Source organism: Chromohalobacter sp. 48-RD10 (genome assembly GCF_029889785.1).
Lineage (GTDB): Bacteria > Pseudomonadota > Gammaproteobacteria > Pseudomonadales > Halomonadaceae > Chromohalobacter.
This window is the reverse complement of sequence record NZ_JARANX010000010.1, coordinates 44,829-62,055: the sequence shown is the minus strand read 5'-3', so window position 1 is coordinate 62,055 and position 17,227 is coordinate 44,829. Positions and strand designations below refer to the sequence as shown.

The window sequence follows — 17,227 nt, the reverse complement described above, 5'->3', positions numbered from 1 at the left end:
ATCGTTTTCGTCATTTCCTGTTTACAAGAGCGTTTCCATGCCTCACTCCCGACTACTACGCGGCGCCGTGCTGACCTTCGACGCCGATCCCGGCGAAGCGCCCACCCCGCAAGCCGATAGCCTGCGCTATTGGGAGGACGGCGCCGTGTGGGTAGAAGATGGCCGCATTCGCGCGGTCGACGACTTTTCCGTCCTCGCCGCGCATGTGCCCGAAAAGATCGAGCTCGTCGACTACCGCGGCAAGCTGATCATGCCGGGATTCATCGACAGCCACGTGCACTATTCGCAACTCGATATCATCGCCTCGTTCGGCCGTGAATTGCTCGACTGGCTCAACGACTACACCTTCCCCGCCGAATGCCGTTTCGCCGAACGCGCCCATGCCGCAGACGTCGCCGAGCGCTTTCTCGACGAGATGCTGCGTGGCGGCACCACCACCGCCCAGGTCTTCTGCACCTCTCACCCAGGCTCGGTAGACAGCATCTTCAGTGCCGCCCAGCAACGGCGGCTGCGCCTGCTCGCGGGCAAGGTGCTGATGGATCGTCACGCCCCGGAGGCGCTCACCGACACCGCCACCGGCGGTATTCGCGATAGCGAACGGCTCATCGCCGACTGGCACGGCAAGGATCGTCTGGCGTATTCGCTGACGCCGCGTTTCGCGCCGACATCGAGTCGCGAACAGCTCGATGCCGTGGGTGGCGTACTGCGCAACGACCCAAGCCTGTATCTACAGAGCCATCTCTCGGAAAATCGGGGCGAGCTCGCCTGGGTCGCCGAGCTGTTTCCCGAATGTCGGGACTATCTCGCCGTCTACGAACGCTACGGGCTGGTCGGTCCGCGCAGTACCTACGCGCACGGCATTCATCTCTCCGAAGACGAGCGCACGCGGCTTGCCGATGCCGGTGCCAATATCGCCTTCTCGCCGACATCCAACCTGTTTCTGGGCAGCGGGCTCTTCGATCGCCTCGCCACCCGTAACGCCGGCGTCATCACCTCGCTGGCCAGTGACGTGGGCGCCGGCACCGGGCTATGCGGCCTGACGACGCTGCAAGGCGCCTATCAGGTCGGTGCCTTGCTTGGCCAACCCCTGACCGCCTGGCAGGGGCTCTATCGGCTTACGCTGGGCAACGCACGGGCACTGCACCTCGATCACTGTATCGGGCGCGTGCACGCCGGACACGAAGCCGACCTGGTGGTGCTGGATCTTGCCGCTACACCTCTCATGGCGCGCCGTGCTCAGGTCGCCGACACACTCGGCGAACGGCTCTTCGCGCTGATGATGCTGGGAGATGACCGGTGCGTGTACGCCACTTGGGCCGATGGCGACCTAGTGCACCAACGTGATGCACATGATTGCCACGGAGCACCAATGGAGCGCACGCCTGCCTCGTCATGAGGCGCCACCCCTTGCCAGCGCCCATGCATGCGGCGAGCCTGGCAATATCCCACACTTGGCACTCCTATTGCTTATGCATTGCAGCATAATTTTGTATACATAAAGCCCGCCGCATGTTCGGGCACAAGGAGCCAAGCCATGTCAGTCGATCAACCCCTCTACCGACTCGAGGATCGCCCCGGGCCCCTGGCCTCACTGCTCGCCGCCGTGCAACACGTACTCGCCAGCTTCGTGGGGATCATCGCGCCCAGCCTGATCGTAGGCAGCGCCCTGGGGCTCGGTCAGTACATGTCGTATTTGATCAGCATGGCGCTGTTCGTCTCGGGCGTGGCGACATGGGTGCAATCCCAGCGCCTCGGGCCGCTCGGATCGGGGCTCTTGAGTGTTCAGGGGACGAGTTTCTCGTTCGTGGCCGCGTTGATTGCCGCCGGCGAAACCGCGCGTGCCGGCGGCGCCAGCGACGAAGCCGTCATCGCGACGTTACTCGGCGTCTGTGCCGTGGGCAGTTTCATCGAAATCGCACTCGGCGGCATGCTGCACCGCCTCAAGCGCATCATCACGCCCACCGTGACCGGCGTGGTCGTGACCTTGATCGGCCTCTCGCTGGTCAAGGTCGGCGTCACCGACATGGCCGGCGGGGTCGGCACCGAGGACTTCGGCAGCCTCTCCAACCTGGGCCTGGCGGCGCTGGTGATCATCGTCGTATTGGCCTGTCAGATGTCCCGACACATCTGGCTGCGCATCGGCTCGGTCTTTTTCGGGCTCGTCATCGGCTGTCTCGTGGCCGCGTTCACCGGTCAGTTCGAAGGTGGTCCAGAGACACTTGAATGGTTCGCCCTGCCGCAACCGCTGCGCTTCGGTATCGGCTTCGACTGGACGGCCTTCGTCCCCGTGGCGTTCATCTTCCTGGTCACCGCCATCGAGACCGTCGGCGATCTCACCGGCACGTCACGCGCCTCCGGCGAACCCGTCAGCGGTGGGGTCTATCAACGCCGGATACGCGGCGGCGTGCTGGCCGATGGCGTCAACTCCTTGATCGCGGCACTGTTCAATACGTTCCCGAACACTACCTTCAGCCAGAATACCGGCGTCGTGCAGTTGACCGGCGTGGCCAGCCGCCATGTGGGGCGCTACGTCGCGGTCATCCTGCTATTGCTGGGACTCATCCCTGCGCTCGGCACCCTGCTGCAGTTCATTCCACGCCCCGTGCTCGGCGCCGCGACGACCTTGATGTTCGGCCTGATCGCCGTCTCCGGCATCCGCATCCTCAGCGACCAGACGATGACCCGCAAGACGATCATGACCATCGCCGTGTCGCTGGGCATGGGGCTAGGTGTCCAGCTCGTCCCCGAAGCCCTCGCCGGGCTGCCCGAGACCGCCGAACGCATCTTCTCTTCGCCGATCACCACCGGCGGGTTGACCGCCATCCTGTGCACCCTGTTGCTGCCCGGCAGCAGCGAGGATGCCAAGGAGCCCGACGACGCGACGCCACGCGCCACGGCACCCAATCAGCCTTCGTAAGCCATAACAATCTCGTAACCCATAACAATCGATTGAAGGAGTTCGCCATGTCTCGCTCAACACAACACATTTCTCCCTTGCACGTCCTCATCGTCGGCGCGGGGATGGGCGGACTGAGTACCGCGCTTGCCTTTCAACACCGGGGCCACCGGGTCACCGTCGTCGAGCGTGTCCAGGAGATACGCCCGATAGGCGCGGCCATTTCTCTATGGCCCAACGGAGTCAAGATCATGCACCGCCTGGGGCTCGGCGAGACCATCGAGCGGCTCAGCGGCGAGATGACTCGCATGCGCTATCTCACCCACCACGGGCAGACCCTGACCGATTTCAGTCTTGCGCCACTGTTCGAGGCGGTTGGGCAACGCGCCTGCCCCATCGCGCGCGCCGCCTTGCAGCAAACACTCTTCGACGCAGTAGGCGAGGCGCATATCCAGCTCGGGCGTTGCTGCAACGATTACACGCTGGCGGACGACGGCATCACGGCACATTTCGAGGATGGCGGTAGCCTCCACGCCGACTTGCTGGTGGTCGCCGATGGCACGCACTCGCGGCTACGCGGCAAGATCACGGGACACGCCGTGGAACGTCAGTACGTCGGGTACGTCAACTGGAACGTGCGCGTGCCCGCCGACGATGATCTGGCACCGCTTGACAACTGGGACCAATACGTCGGCGACGCCAAGCGCGTCTCGCTGATGCCCATGGGCAGCGGCGGTAACGACCAAGACGCGCAGGAATTCTACTGTTTCTTCGACGTGCCCCTGCCTGCCGGGATAGCGAACGAACCGCAGCACTATCGCGATGAACTGCGCGAGCATTTCGCCGGCTGGGCCAGGCCGGTACAAGCCTTGATCGAGCGCTTCGATCCCGAGCGCATGGCGCGCCTCGAAATCCACGACATCCCGCCCCTCGATACGCTCACCGCGCGCCGTGTAGCGCTACTCGGAGACGCCGCGCACGGCATGGCGCCGGATCTCGGCCAGGGCGGCTGCCAGGCCATGGAAGATGCCTGGGTGCTGGCCGAGGCCATACAACACGCTCTCGATGAGCACACCGACACCTCGACGGCGATTGCCACGGCACTGACGCACTACGATGCGTCACGTGTCGAGCGCGTCGGCGAGATCGTCTCCCGCGCTCGCAAGCGCGCGGCGATGATCCATGGCCTGGACCCCGAAAATACCCAAGCCTGGTATGACGAACTCGCCCACGCAGACGGCGACGCCATCATCGCGGGGCTCGAGAAGACCGTTGTCGGCGGGCCACTGGGCTAAACGCCCCTTAAGAAACATTTAAGCTTCATGCATCATGCTACGCTGGCGCCAGTTACAAGGAGGCCCCATGCGTATACTCTTGGTCGAAGACGATCCCCTGCTGGGCGATGGCATCAAGACCGCACTCGCCCGTGATGCTTATACCGTGGACTGGTTCACCGAAGGCCATCACGCCATCGAGGCGGTGCATAATGAATCTTTCAGCGCCATGATTCTCGATCTGGGCCTCCCCGATATGGATGGCATGACAGTGCTTGAGCGCCTGCGTGAAGCTTCCTCACTGCCGATCCTCATCCTCACCGCGCGCGACGCCGTTGAGGAACGTATACGTGGGCTCGATGCCGGCGCCGACGATTATGTACTCAAGCCCTTCAATCTGCAGGAATTACTCGCACGCTTGCGCGTCATCACTCGACGCGCCGAAGGCCGCGCGTCACACACTCTGACAGTCGGCGCCTTGAGCATCGACGAGGCCAGCCACAGTGTGAGCTGGCAAGGGCTTGATGTCACGCTGGGGCGGCGCGAATACGCCCTATTGCTCGAATTGGCGCGTCATCCCGACAAGGTGCTCTCACGCCCTCGGCTGGAAAGTCTTCTCTATGGCTGGGGAGAAGAAGTCGCCTCGAACGCGGTGGAGGTCCATGTTCACCATCTGCGCAAGAAACTCGGCAAATCGCTCATCATGACCGTCCGCGGTATCGGTTATCGTCTGGATCGCCACGCGACATGACATCCATTCGTTATTATCTGCTCCGCACGCTGACGTTGGTCCTCGTCGTGTCCGGCGGCGTGGCGGTGCTCGCCTCGTATTTGATTACCGATCACGAGCTGGAAGAAATGCTCGACACCCAGCTCAGCCTCCACAGCCGTATCGTCGCCGGCCAGCTACCGGAAGACGCCAGCGATGCCGAACTCGCGCGACTGGCCAACCATCTCAGCATTCCCGATCATCCTGCACGCGCCTACCACGATGGCAAACCCGTCACACTCGCAAGCGATGACGCCACGTCAGCCAAGCTCTATCACGAGGAAGAACGCAAACTCGCGCTGGGATTCTGGGAACCCGACAAGACACCACGTCTGCTTCAGGGGAAGTGGACACAGGATGCGCCTTTTCCCGCACCCGACGAAGAAGGTTTCCGCTGGGTCGACTACGCCGGCCACCGCTGGCGTGTCTTCAGCACGTTCGATGAGCGCCACAAGCTGTGGATCAGCATGGGCCAACGTGGCAATTTCCAGCGCGAGATCGTCGAACGCATCACCTGGAACAACCTCATTCCCATGCTAGTCCTGTTGCCGCTCATGTTGTGGCTGATGAACCGTATCATCCGCCGTGGCTTGACCCCTATTCGGCGTCTTTCGGACCAGGTACAAGGACGACATGCCCGTGATCTTCGACACATCGAGCTCGATGTTCCCCGCGAACTCGCGGGACTGCGTCACTCGCTGAATGACTTCATCGACAGGCTGGGCGAAACCCTGGAGCGTGAACGGCGCTTCACCGCGGACGCCGCGCATGAATTACGTACCCCGCTGGCCGCACTGCGTATCCACCTGGACAACGTCAAGGCCGGCGAAACCGCATCGCTGCAAAAGGCTTATACCGGCGTCGATCGTTTGCAACGTGTCGTCGAACAACTATTGGTACTGGCGCGGCTGGATCGCACACCGGATAGCCACACCAGCCCAATCGACCTCTACCCCATCGTCATCGAACTCATGGCCGACCTGTGGCCCCTCGCCCATGAGCGCCGGCAACAGCTGACGCTCGAAGGGCTCAAACAATTGCGCGTGCATGCCGATGAAACCGAAGTCGGCATCCTTTTCCGCAACCTGCTCGATAACGCCCTGCGCTACACGCCGGAAGGCAGCCATGTCGAGGTGGAACTCAGCGAAACCGCGTCAGGCATCGCCCAGTTGAGCGTGCGTGACAGCGGTCCCGGCATCCCCGACGAACTGCTCGAGAAGGTGACCGAGCGTTTCCGTCGCGCCTCCGACCAACGCACCACCGGCAGCGGCCTGGGACTTTCCATCGTCGTCGAACTGGCCCAGCGCCAGCAGGCGACACTCCAACTGCGCAACCGCCCTGAACATGGGCTGGAAGCCACCATCGTCTGGAGCACCCCATGAATTGCAAAAGGCGCGCCAAGGCGAGCCTTTCCCGCCTACCCGTTATCGCTTGCCAGAAGTAGCGAACTGCTATGGCGATACTTTTTTTGCGACAGTCCAGGGCCCGAGTTGACGCACACCTGCTCAGCAACCTCGACCGGAGTTGGCTGGAAAAGCATCAAGTCTGAGGGGCCTCTAGGCGAAAACTTGCGTGACCCTTCTACTTGCAACAGGGCCAATACCGGGATCTCCAAGGCGGCAGCCATATGCATGGGCCCCGTGTCCGGCGTGATCAGGCATACCAGATTGGATAACACACCCAGAAAGTCTCGCAGCGGCATCTGAGGAAGCACTCGACCGAACTCGCCAGCGACACTCTCCAGTGGCGTGCGCATGGTCTCCTCCTCCGGGCCCAACAACACCAGATAGGGCTTCTGACGTTGCTCGAGATCACGCAGCAAGTCTTGCCAGAACTCGAGCGGCAAACGCTTACCGAGATGGCCACCGACGAAGATTCCAATGGACGCCTGTAATCCCGAGAGGCTGGTCAGTCCGGTGGCAGCGACACGACGCTCCTGTTCGGACACCACCAACCATGGACGAGAGGAACACGCCAGACCCAAGCTGGCCGCCAGAGAACTGACTATCTCGTGGGCGTGAGATGGTGATACATCGGTGACCCAGTCATGGCTCGCCTCTAGCCGCCCGCGTTGTCCCAAACTCTTGCGGGCACCGCATAACCGTATGAGAAGCCAGCTTGTCAGTGAGTTATCACCAACCTGAATGGCCAAGTCGTATTTTCTCTGCCTCAGCCGAATAAGCAATTGCACCAGTCGCCACGGCCGAACCAGCATGCTGCGACTCAAAGCGTGGTAGTTGGCCAACGGCATGCCCTCAAATAGAGCGCGGGTGGTGTCGGTTCCCAGGTAGTCGATATCGATTTCCGGTCGCCCCTCGGCAAAGGCCTGGATCAAGCGGGCACCGATGACGGCATTGCCAATACGAAAGTTGGGGCGTACCAGCAGGACACGCCGAACACCATGAATAGCCTCGGGCGTAGCTGGGCGAGCTGAGCGCGAACCTCGCGCAATCGCTCGGTAGACCCAGCTCTTGGCCGCTTTTTCGAGACGTCGTCCCAGGTGGCGCATGGCAGTATGCCGACGCAGGTAAGTCAGGGAGAACATGCGGGCACTCCTTCCTATGTGGATAGCCCTGCAAGTGTCCCCGAGCTGGCTTATGTGACCCTTAACGTCGCATTGCCGCTGTCCTTGCGATATTACCTTCGCTCTTGTCCACTACGGCAAGCGGCCCGATTGAACCGCCCTCCAAGAGCGGATCAAGCCTCTCCGCTTGATCTTGAATGCTACTCAATACGCTATTCATCAGCCACGTCGGTAGTCGTCATCAAGACGCACGATATCGTCCTCGCCGAGATACGCGCCGCTTTGCACTTCGATGAGTTCCAGTTCGATGCGGCCGGGGTTTTCCAGACGATGTGTGGTGCCCAACGGGATGTACGCGGACTGATTTTCACCCAACAGGAAGACCTCGTCTCCCCGGGTCACCCGCGCGGTGCCGGACACGACCACCCAATGCTCGGCGCGGTGATGATGGCGTTGCAGCGAAAGGCGGGCACCGGGATGTACGCGAATATGCTTGACCTGAAAGCGTGCGCCCTGCTCGACGCATTCGTAACTGCCCCACGGGCGATAGGCACGTCGCTGAGCGATGCCCTCCTGGCGCCCGAGTGATTGCAGACGCGCGACCAGGGTCTTGACCTCCTGAACGCGGTGACGATCCGCCACCAGCACGGCGTCAGGGGTTTCGACGACGACAAGATCCGAGATCCCGAGCGTCGCGACCAGACGCGACTGCGACTGTACCCAGGCGTCTCGCGTATTTTCCGCGATGACGTCACCGCGCAGCAGATTGCCGTCATCGTCTTTCTGCGCGACGTCCCACAATGCCTGGTAGGAGCCGACATCCGACCATCCCGACGCCAGAGGGACGACGACACCGGCCCGGGTATGTTCCATGACGGCGTAGTCGATGGATTCGGCGTCGCATGCAGAAAACGCGCCCGACTCGGGACGTAGAAAATCGAGATCTGCCCCACGTCCGGTCCAGGTCTTCTCCACCAAGGCATGCATGGCCGGTCGCCAATATCTCAGCTCTTCGAGGTAACGATCCCCTCGCAACAGGAACATGCCGCTGTTCCAGAGATGATGACCGTCTTCGACAAGATCACGCGCATGCTCGGCATCCGGTTTTTCCACGAAGCGTTTGAGCGGCTGCAGGCCTGCGGTGATGTCGTCCACCTCCAGGTAGCCGTAGCCGGTTTCTGGATGACGCGGCACGATGCCAAACGTCACCAGATCACCTCGCTCCGCCGCCGGCAGCGCCGTCTTCAATGCGTCGTGGAAAATCGCCACGTCTTCGAGGTGATGATCGGAAGGCAATACCAACAGGGGCCCGTCACGGTTCGCACTGGCTTCGCGCGCCTGCTGGCAAAGCGCCGCTATGGCAATCGCCGGCGCGGTGTCGCGTCCCTCGGGTTCGAGCACGATATCTGCCTCGCAACCGATTTCACGCAACTGCTCGGCAACAAGAAAACGGTGGGCATCCGCGCAGACGACGATGGGGCGTGCCACGTCGAGCCCCTCAAGGCGCTCGAGCGTCGCCTGCAGCAGGCTCCGCTCGCCAAGCAGCGCCAGGAATTGCTTGGGCGTATCGCGACGCGACAGCGGCCACAGGCGGGTTCCACTACCGCCAGCGAGAATCACGGGCGTCAGCATGGCATCTTCCTCATCCGGGCATATCTCTGAGCGTACGGTAACCAGCCACCACGGCAGGCGCCAGCCCTGTCATGACATTGCCTTGACAACCTCCCCCCACTTCCCGAGGATTAGCGCCTTGTTTCCCGAACGAGGCGGATCGCCACTCATGCCGTTGTATCGTGTCTCGCTCAATGGTGTTGCACGCTGGTATTACATGCGCACACGCTTTGCGTTCACTTCCCATCTCGAGTTGTCGCAACCCGGCACGACACGACAAATGGAAGCGGTGGGCAGCAGTCGTTTCTTCCTCGAGCCACGCTCCAACACCCTGTTCAAGCTGATCGCCGACAAATTCACGGCCCATCGTCAACCACTCAACTGGTGGCTGCGCGATATCCTCGAAAAACGTCTGTTCGGCGGCTTCGATGCCCTCAAGGAATGGCGAGCCAATGCCTGTATCCGCCAGGCCGGACTGCGCGCCATCGAATGCCGTGGTATCGGCGTGGCCCTCAACCCCCTCAACCCATTGGGGTCGCTGCTGGCCATGGAACATCTCGACCGGGGCGAATCCGGCGCGGATTACTTTCGCCGCCAGGAAGAAGAAGCACGCTTGGCATTTCTACAACGTGTATGCGATGACGCCGTGGCCCTGATCCGGCACGGCTACTATCATCGCGACTTTCATTATGGCAACTTGCTGCTCGATGGCGCTGGCGAGATCATCTGGATCGATACCCACGTCAAACGCCTGCCGCAAGATGCCCGCCAACGCCGCCAGACCATTATGGCCATGCTTAGCCCCACGAAATTGCAGGGCGAGCGTTATCGGGCATTCGCCGAAGCGTATCTGGTTGACCAACTCGCGCTATAGGAATCGGCGCTCATCGATGCACCAGGGAAGACACCATGACAGCCAAACGTTTTGCCTTCGTCATTGCCGATCTTTACGGCGGCGGCGCGGAGAAATCGCTGCTTTACACCGCTGACGGCCTTCGCCAGCGCGGCCACGTCGTCAAGGTCTTCATCCTGCGCGATAAAATCGAGCACCGCCTGCCGGATGGTCTGGAGATCGAAAATCTCGGGGTCATCAATCGTTTCAGCAAGCTATTTTCCACCGTATGGGTGGAAAAATGGCAGGCCACGCGCATCGCACGTGCCTTGAAGGCCTTTGCCCCGGATGTCGTGCTGTCATGCTCCTGCGACAAGATCACTCGGCACCTGACATTCCCCAACTTGTGGTTCTGGATCAAGAGCGATATCTCGGCGAAATTCAGCGATCCCGAACAACGCACCAAGGCCTTCACCAAAGTGCATCACTTCTATAGCGGGCGCAATGTCGTCGCCGTCTCCCAGGGCGTCAAGGACAACCTTCTCGATGTCATCGGCCTCCAGCCGGCCGAGATTCGCGCCATCTACAACCCTTACGAGCGTGCGCCCTTCCTGCGCATGGCCGAGGAGCCGGCGGATATTCCCGAGGGCGAGTATTTGATCAACGTCGGCACCTTCGAACCACGCAAGCGCCATGATCGACTGTTGCGCGCCTACAAAGCCAGTGGCGTCACCACACCACTGATGCTGCTGGGGAAAGGCAAAGGCGATGAAGAAGCCAAGCTACGCGCGATGATCGAGGACATGGGACTCGCGGGCCGCGTCATCCTACCCGGCTACCAGACCAACCCCTACCCCTTCATGCGCCACGCCAAGGCCTTGATCCTGACCTCGGACGCCGAAGGCCTGCCTCGCGCGCTGATCGAATCGCTGCTGCTCGACACGCCGGTGGTCAGCGTCGACTGCCCCTCCGGCCCGCGTGAAATACTCTCGGGGGAACTCGCCGACTTCCTGGTCCCGCGCGAGGACGAAACGGCGCTGGCCGACGCCATCGCGCGCATGGATGCCCACCCGGTCCGCGTGACCGAGGCGCATTACCGCCCGTTTCTAAAAGAAACCGTACTACCGCAGTTCGAGGCGCTGGCAGGGTAAAAGACACACGCTCACGTGCTCGACCCCGCATCCTGAAGAAACACCTTGAAGGCTTGCCAGAGCGGACTGCGGTAGCGCTCGGGATGCCACAATAACGAGAAGTCCCGAACCAGGTGCAGCGGGGTCTCCAGTGCGACGAGTTCGCCGCGTTCGAGTTCTCCGGCTACGCTGAGCCGTGACAGACAGCCGAGGCCAAGACCGGACTGCACCGCCTGCTTGATGGCCTCATGCTGAGCGAGCTCCATGCGTACTTTCAGACGCGATACGTGAGGCCGAATCGCCGCTTCGAAGATCGCACGAGACCCCGAACCGCGCTCGCGCAGAATCCACTCGGCGGCTTGTAGCTCCTCTGGCGTCAGCCGCGACTGGGCGGCGTAGCGCTGCTCCGGGGCACAGACAATGACCATTTCGTCGCGACACCAGAACTCGCTGGACAGACGCGGTTCCGTACACTGCCCTTCCACCAGGCCGAGGTCGGCATCGTATTGCAGCAAATCGTCAATCACGCCTTGCGTATTACGTAGTCGCAACTGGAGGTCCGTCTCTGGATGAGCTTCGCTGAAACGCCCGGCCAGCATCGGCAAAAGATAGGTGCCGATCGTCGCGCTAGCCGCCACGTGCAGCGTACCCCGCAGTTCGCCGTCGGGCTCTCGTGCTGCATCGACCAGCTCATCGAGCCCGTTGAGCACTTTCTCGGCGTATGGGAGCAATCGGCGACCGGCATCGTTGAGCTCGAGACGCCGCCCCAGCCGTTCGAAGAGCGCCACGCCGAGCTGACGTTCCAGATCGGCCAGCGCTTGGCTGGTCGCCGACTGGGAGAGACGCAGTTGACGCGCGGCCGCATTGACCGCACCGCCACGAATCACGGCAACGAATACTTGGAGTTGGCGAAACGTCACATGGGTCGACATATCGATTTTACTTAACTGTCATTTCGTTATTACCACATAACACATAAGTTTATTCCTGTTTAGCCTAAAGAGACACATCCATGGCGCTATCGCCTATCATCGGAGAATGTCTCATGTGGCAGGGATTGATACTTTGCGCCGGTCTAACCCTGGGGGGCTTCACCCTGGCTCACCTGCCCGGCATCCGCGAAAGCGGCATCAGTCCACTGGTCTTCTCGCTGCTGCTGGGTCTCGTGGTCGGCAACCTGCCTGCCAGCGGGCGCATCCCCGAGGCAAGCCGCGGACTCCAGTTCGCGACCCGCTGGCTGTTGCGCAGCGGCATCGTGTTGTTCGGCCTTTCGCTGACCCTGCAACAGATCCTCGGCCTCGGTCCCAAGGTGATCGTGCTGGATACGCTGATCATCGCCACGGTGCTGGTCACCGGCTATTGGCTGGGTACACGGATATTCAAGCTGGATGCCGAAACAGCGTTGCTGACCAGTGCCGGCAGCGCTATCTGTGGTGCCGCCGCAGTGCTGGCAACCGAGACCACGATCCGCTCGAAGCCGGCCGCCACCTCGATGGCCGTGGCCACCGTCGTGCTGTTCGGCTCGCTGGCAATGCTGGTGTATCCATTGCTCTATCCTCTCACCGGCATGGACGAGGGTTTGTTCGGCATCTACATCGGCGCCACCGTGCATGAGGTGGCCCAGGTGGTCGCCGCCGGTGATGCCGTAGGGCCCCACGCCTTGGCCAACGCCGTGATCGTCAAGCTGGTGCGGGTGATGCTGCTGATACCCTTTTTGCTGATCGTCGGTCAATGGTGGCTACGCCGCAACACTCAAGAGACCGATGACAGCACGGTACGTCCCGCACTGGTCATTCCTTGGTTCGCGTTCGGCTTCCTGGCCATGGTCGTGTTCAATAGCGTAATCGCCCTGCCGACGCCACTGCACGATGGACTGGTAACGGTAGGCCAGATCGCACTGGCGATGGCCATGGCGGCACTGGGCTTCGAAACGCGCCTGGAGAAACTGCGCGTCCTGGGCATCAAACCCTTCTTGCTGGCCTTGACGCTGTTCGTGCTCTTGCTGATCGGTGGCGCGCTGATCACACCTTGGATGATGCGTTGAAACGCTCCGACGCAAAACGGCGCCTCTCGAGACGCCGTTTGCATATCCAACTGACTCGTCTATTCCACTGGGCCGATTCACGCCGACTGGAGAGAATCCCCCCGGCCCACGGCGAAGTACATCAAGCCCGCGCGCTTGACCGCCTGCGGGTCGAATAGATTGCGCCCATCGATGACCACCGGCATGCGCAGCGTCTGCTTGAGCCAGGCGAAGTCGATGCTACGAAAGGCCTTCCACTCGGTGCAGATCACCAAGGCGTCGGCACCTTCCACGGCTTGCTCGCGATTCTCAACCAGTGCCAGATCGTCGCGCTGGCCGTAAATCCGGCGGCACTCGCCCATGGCTTCCGGATCGAAAGCTTGCACGCGTGCCCCCGTAGCCCATAACGCTTCCATCAAAGCACGACTGGGCGCTTCGCGCATATCGTCGGTATTCGGCTTGAAGGCCAGCCCCCACACGCCAATCGTCTTGCCACTCAGATCGCCATCGAAGGCCTGGGAAAGCTTGGCGAAAAGCGAGGCTTTCTGGCGCTGGTTGACGCCTTCCACGGCCTCGAGCAATTCGGCGCGATACCCGATCTCGCCGGCAGTGCGCGCCAGCGCCTGTACGTCCTTGGGGAAGCACGAACCGCCATAACCGCAGCCAGGGTAAATGAAGTGATAGCCGATGCGCGGATCGCTGCCGATACCATGTCGAATCTGCTCGATATCAGCGCCCAGGCGCTCGGCGAGATTAGCGACCTCGTTCATGAAGCTGATCTTGGTGGCCAGCATGGCGTTGGCGGCGTACTTGGTCAGCTCAGCGCTACGGATATCCATGAACATCAACTTTTCATGGTGACGATTATAAGGACCGTAGCACTCGCGCATGATGTCGCGCACACGTTCGGCATCGGTGCCGACAATAATCCGCGCGCCGTGGGTAAAGTCCTCGATGGCAGCGCCTTCCTTGAGGAACTCGGGATTGGAGCAGACATCGACGGTCAGCGAAGCGCCCCGGGCATCGAGCTCGCCTTGTACGGCACTGCGCACCTTGTCTGCCGTCCCCACTGGCACGGTCGACTTGTCGACGACGACTTTATCGTCGCCCATGTGCTGGCCGATGCTGCGCGCCACGGCGAGAACGTATTGCAGATCGGCACTACCGTCTTCGTCGGGCGGCGTACCGACGGCGATGAACTGCAGCGGCGCGAAATCGACGGCGAACACTGCATCGGTAGTGAAACGCAGGCGCCCTTCCTCGACATTACGACGCACCATGGCGTCGAGCCCTGGCTCGTAAATGGGAATCTCGCCGCGTTCGAGGCGCGCAACCTTATCGGCGTCGACGTCCATGCACATGACCTCGTGCCCCACATCCGCCAGGCAGGTTCCGGTGACCAGGCCCACGTACCCTGTGCCGAAGATGCTGATTTTCATCGTGTGTCGTCCTTTACGTCATGTCATCGAAAAAGCGTGGGCGGTCAAGCCCGAGTGGGTATCAAACGTGATAGAACGCGCGATACCAGTCGACGAAGCGTGCCACGCCTTCCTCGACGCCGACCGCCGGGCGGTAATCGACCGCTTCGAAAAGCGCCTCGGTATCCGCCCAGGTACGCGGCACGTCACCCGGCTGCATGGGCTGATAGTCGCATTGCGCGGTGCGACCGGTCACGCGCTCCAGAGCGCGCACGAAATCCATCAATGCCACCGGGCTCCCGTGGCCAATATTATAGAGTGCGAACGGCGCGTTACTTTGATCCGGCGCCGTCGCTTGCCGCTGGGGATCGCCCTGGGGGATGACATCCTGAATGCGTACCACGCCCTCGACGATATCGTCGATATAGGTGAAATCCCGCGACAGCTCGCCGTGGTTGAAGATCGGCAGCGGCTCGCCGGCAAGAATCGCCCGGGTGAACTTGAACATTGCCATGTCGGGGCGTCCCCACGGGCCATAGACGGTGAAGAAGCGAAGCCCCGTGGAAGGGATGCCGTACAAATGGGCGTAGCTATGCGTCATCAGCTCATTGGACTTCTTGGTCGCGGCGTAAAGGCTGATGGGGTGATCCACAGCGTCGGCGGTCGAGAACGGCACATGCGCATTCTGCCCGTATACCGAGCTCGACGAGGCATAGATCAGATGCGGCACCTGCTGGTGACGGCAGCCTTCCAGCACATTGAGGTGGCCGACGAGATTGGACTGCGCGTAGACATGCGGGTTGTCCAGCGAGTAACGCACCCCGGCCTGCGCGGCAAGATGGATGACGCGGTCGAAGCGCTCACCGGCAAAGAGCGCTTGCATGGCCGCCTGGTCGGCGAGGTCCATACGCTCGAAACGCACATTGGGCAGCCCCGCCAGATCGTCGAGGCGCGCCTGCTTGAGCATCACATCGTAGTAATCGTTGAGATTGTCGATGCCAACGATGGTGTGGCCACCGGCCGCCAGACGCTTGGCCACGGCATGACCGATGAACCCGGCCATGCCCGTAATCAGAATATTCATGGGGTTAGCAGTCTCTCATGTGATGGCGCGCACTATAACATGGCGCTTGAGACGCGCCGATCCATGTCCCGCGCTTCATTGACGAGGCGCAAGCCAAGCGAGAATACCCACCAACAAGAGCACCAGTGCGAGCAACGAAAGACCGTCGAGCACGTTTTCCAGCGACGGCAAGCGCGGATCGTTCGCAGCCATCTGGTGCGCATTGTGCATGCCCTGCAACGCCAACTGCCCCACGGCCGCGATCAGTGTCAGCATCATCCCCAACGGCAGGCTGGCGCGCAGCCATGTCGGCAAGCGTGGGAACGATAGTCTGGGCCGAGAGGGGGACTGCTTTTGCGTCTTGGCACGGGCCCGAGAGGAATCTTTGCGTGAGGTGGCATTGGCACGTTTGGGCGCGCTCTTGCCGTGTGACTTGCTGCGTGACTTCCCGCGTGCCTTGTCAGAAGACGAGGCACGCCGTCCCACCCAGCGATAGAGCAGCATGGTAAAGGCGGCTGTCAGCGCCACCGCAGAAATCAATATGGAAAGGAACAAGGAAAGCGAGGCCATGGAATCCCGTTGTCTTTCAAAGAAGAATAACGACAAGGATACCAGCGATGGCCTCACGGTTCAGGCTCACTCGAGCGTCTGGTAACACGCCTGCATTCAGTTATCGAGCTCCACCCCCTGAGCTTCGCTGGCCAATTGCCGCAGATGAGCGATCAACTCGTCGGCGGCAGCGGAGTGTGGCTCCTGACGCCGTGTGATGATGCCGTAGTAGTCCAGCGGCTTGCCGATCACGCGTTCGAGCACGACGTATTGTCCGCCCGCCAGCGGCCGCCGCATCACCGAGCGCGGCAACACCGCCAGCATGTCCGAAGACTGCAGCAATTGCAGGGTTGCCTGAATCGATGTGGTTTCGACCACGTTGGCAGGCGTGGCGATGCCCTCCTCCGCCAGGGCCGACTCGAATACGCCACGCATGGGACTCGACAACGGATGCAGTATCCATGGCCATTGGCTCAGTTCGTCCAGGCCCGGGGCGTGGTCAAGGTGCGTTAACGGATGATCGCGGCGCACCACGATCCGCAGCGGCTCATCCAGTAGCGGCTCGAAGTCGAATACATTGTGCTGACTGACATGCGTCAAGCGCCCGATAACCACATCCAGACGCTTGTGCTCGAGCTCGAGCAACAAGCGATCGCTGGTCTGCTCCTGCAGACTCACCGAGAGACGCGGCCGATCACGTTTGAGCCGCGCGATCGCCGCCGGCAGGATTTCCGGCGCGGCAGCGGCGATGGCGCCGATCAGCAGCTGGCCATAGCCCCCATCACGGAGGTCATTGATGTCATCCACCAGGCGTTCCATGTCATTAAGCAGGATCCACGCATGGCGAATGACCTGCTCGCCCAGCTCGGTAGGCTGCATGGCCCGCGGCAAACGCTCGAAAAGTGCGAACCCGAAATACGTCTCCAGATCGCGCAGCATCTTGCTCGCCGCCGGCTGGCTCAGATGCATGATCCGCGCCGTGGCATGCATATTGCGGCTCTCGGCCAAGGTGGTCAGCAACATCAGATGCTTAAAACGCAGCCAGGCACACAGATGTGAATGTGAAAGCTTGCCCGCCGTCATGATTGCCCTTCCTGATAACCAGAACGAATCACAATGCCATAAACTTCGATTGGAT

The 17,227-nt window shown here is 61.5% G+C and carries 15 protein-coding genes; 8 read left to right on the top strand and 7 right to left on the bottom strand.

Annotated elements, in window-relative coordinates; genetic code table 11:
• Nucleotides 1–37: 37 nt before the first annotated feature.
• From guaD to OP496_RS11695, 5 genes are all read left to right on the top strand, one after another.
• Entirely contained in the window at nt 38–1,396 is a 1,359-nt protein-coding gene (gene guaD, locus OP496_RS11715) for a guanine deaminase (RefSeq protein WP_280563819.1), read from the top strand.
• A 138-nt stretch (nt 1,397–1,534) separates the two neighbouring features.
• The gene (locus OP496_RS11710) at nt 1,535–2,917 is read left to right on the top strand and encodes a nucleobase:cation symporter-2 family protein (RefSeq protein WP_280563818.1); all 1,383 of its coding nucleotides are present in this window, start codon (nt 1,535–1,537) and stop codon (nt 2,915–2,917) included.
• A complete protein-coding gene (gene hpxO / locus OP496_RS11705; protein WP_348522005.1) occupies nt 2,827–4,191 on the top strand; it encodes an FAD-dependent urate hydroxylase HpxO in 1,365 nt (454 codons plus the stop codon). The genes OP496_RS11710 and hpxO overlap by 91 nt, the downstream gene beginning before the upstream one ends.
• A 67-nt stretch (nt 4,192–4,258) precedes the next feature.
• The gene (locus OP496_RS11700) at nt 4,259–4,921 is read left to right on the top strand and encodes a response regulator transcription factor (RefSeq protein ID WP_280563816.1); all 663 of its coding nucleotides are present in this window, start codon (nt 4,259–4,261) and stop codon (nt 4,919–4,921) included.
• The gene (locus tag OP496_RS11695; protein WP_280563815.1) at nt 4,918–6,321 is read left to right on the top strand and encodes an ATP-binding protein; all 1,404 of its coding nucleotides are present in this window, start codon (nt 4,918–4,920) and stop codon (nt 6,319–6,321) included. Before OP496_RS11700 ends, OP496_RS11695 begins: the two co-directional genes overlap by 4 nt.
• Before the next feature lie 35 nt (nt 6,322–6,356).
• On the opposite strand, the gene OP496_RS11690 is transcribed toward OP496_RS11695, so the two are convergent.
• On the bottom strand, nt 6,357–7,484 hold the full coding sequence (locus OP496_RS11690) for a glycosyltransferase family 9 protein (protein WP_280563814.1): 1,128 nt from the start codon (nt 7,482–7,484) through the stop codon (nt 6,357–6,359).
• Between the two features lie 198 nt (nt 7,485–7,682).
• A complete protein-coding gene (locus OP496_RS11685) occupies nt 7,683–9,095 on the bottom strand; it encodes a mannose-1-phosphate guanylyltransferase/mannose-6-phosphate isomerase (RefSeq protein WP_280563813.1) in 1,413 nt (470 codons plus the stop codon).
• Between the two features lie 118 nt (nt 9,096–9,213).
• Here OP496_RS11685 and OP496_RS11680 point away from each other — a divergent pair, with 118 nt between their 5' ends.
• On the top strand, nt 9,214–9,948 hold the full coding sequence (locus OP496_RS11680) for a hypothetical protein (RefSeq protein WP_280563812.1): 735 nt from the start codon (nt 9,214–9,216) through the stop codon (nt 9,946–9,948).
• A gap of 35 nt (nt 9,949–9,983) precedes the next feature.
• Nucleotides 9,984–11,057: a glycosyltransferase gene (locus OP496_RS11675; protein ID WP_280563811.1), complete on the top strand. Its 1,074-nt coding sequence runs from the start codon at nt 9,984–9,986 to the stop codon at nt 11,055–11,057.
• A gap of 11 nt (nt 11,058–11,068) precedes the next feature.
• Here OP496_RS11675 and OP496_RS11670 read toward each other — a convergent pair whose 3' ends face one another.
• Complete coding sequence (locus tag OP496_RS11670; RefSeq protein WP_280563810.1) at nt 11,069–11,968, bottom strand: LysR substrate-binding domain-containing protein; 900 nt, start codon at nt 11,966–11,968, stop codon at nt 11,069–11,071.
• 80 nt (nt 11,969–12,048) lie between these two features.
• On the opposite strand from OP496_RS11670, the gene OP496_RS11665 reads away from it, so the two are divergent.
• Nucleotides 12,049–13,080, top strand: a complete 1,032-nt coding sequence (locus OP496_RS11665; protein WP_280563809.1) for a putative sulfate exporter family transporter — start codon at nt 12,049–12,051, stop codon at nt 13,078–13,080.
• Nucleotides 13,081–13,157: 77 nt separating this feature from the next.
• On the opposite strand, the gene OP496_RS11660 is transcribed toward OP496_RS11665, so the two are convergent.
• The 4 genes from OP496_RS11660 to OP496_RS11645 form a co-directional block, all read right to left on the bottom strand.
• Nucleotides 13,158–14,498: a UDP-glucose/GDP-mannose dehydrogenase family protein gene (locus OP496_RS11660; protein WP_280563808.1), complete on the bottom strand. Its 1,341-nt coding sequence runs from the start codon at nt 14,496–14,498 to the stop codon at nt 13,158–13,160.
• Nucleotides 14,499–14,559: 61 nt separating this feature from the next.
• Nucleotides 14,560–15,561: an NAD-dependent epimerase gene (locus tag OP496_RS11655; RefSeq protein ID WP_280563807.1), complete on the bottom strand. Its 1,002-nt coding sequence runs from the start codon at nt 15,559–15,561 to the stop codon at nt 14,560–14,562.
• Nucleotides 15,562–15,636: 75 nt separating this feature from the next.
• Complete coding sequence (locus OP496_RS11650; RefSeq protein WP_280563806.1) at nt 15,637–16,110, bottom strand: hypothetical protein; 474 nt, start codon at nt 16,108–16,110, stop codon at nt 15,637–15,639.
• Nucleotides 16,111–16,206: 96 nt separating this feature from the next.
• Nucleotides 16,207–17,172, bottom strand: a complete 966-nt coding sequence (locus OP496_RS11645) for a LysR family transcriptional regulator (RefSeq protein ID WP_280563805.1) — start codon at nt 17,170–17,172, stop codon at nt 16,207–16,209.
• Nucleotides 17,173–17,227 lie beyond the last annotated feature (55 nt).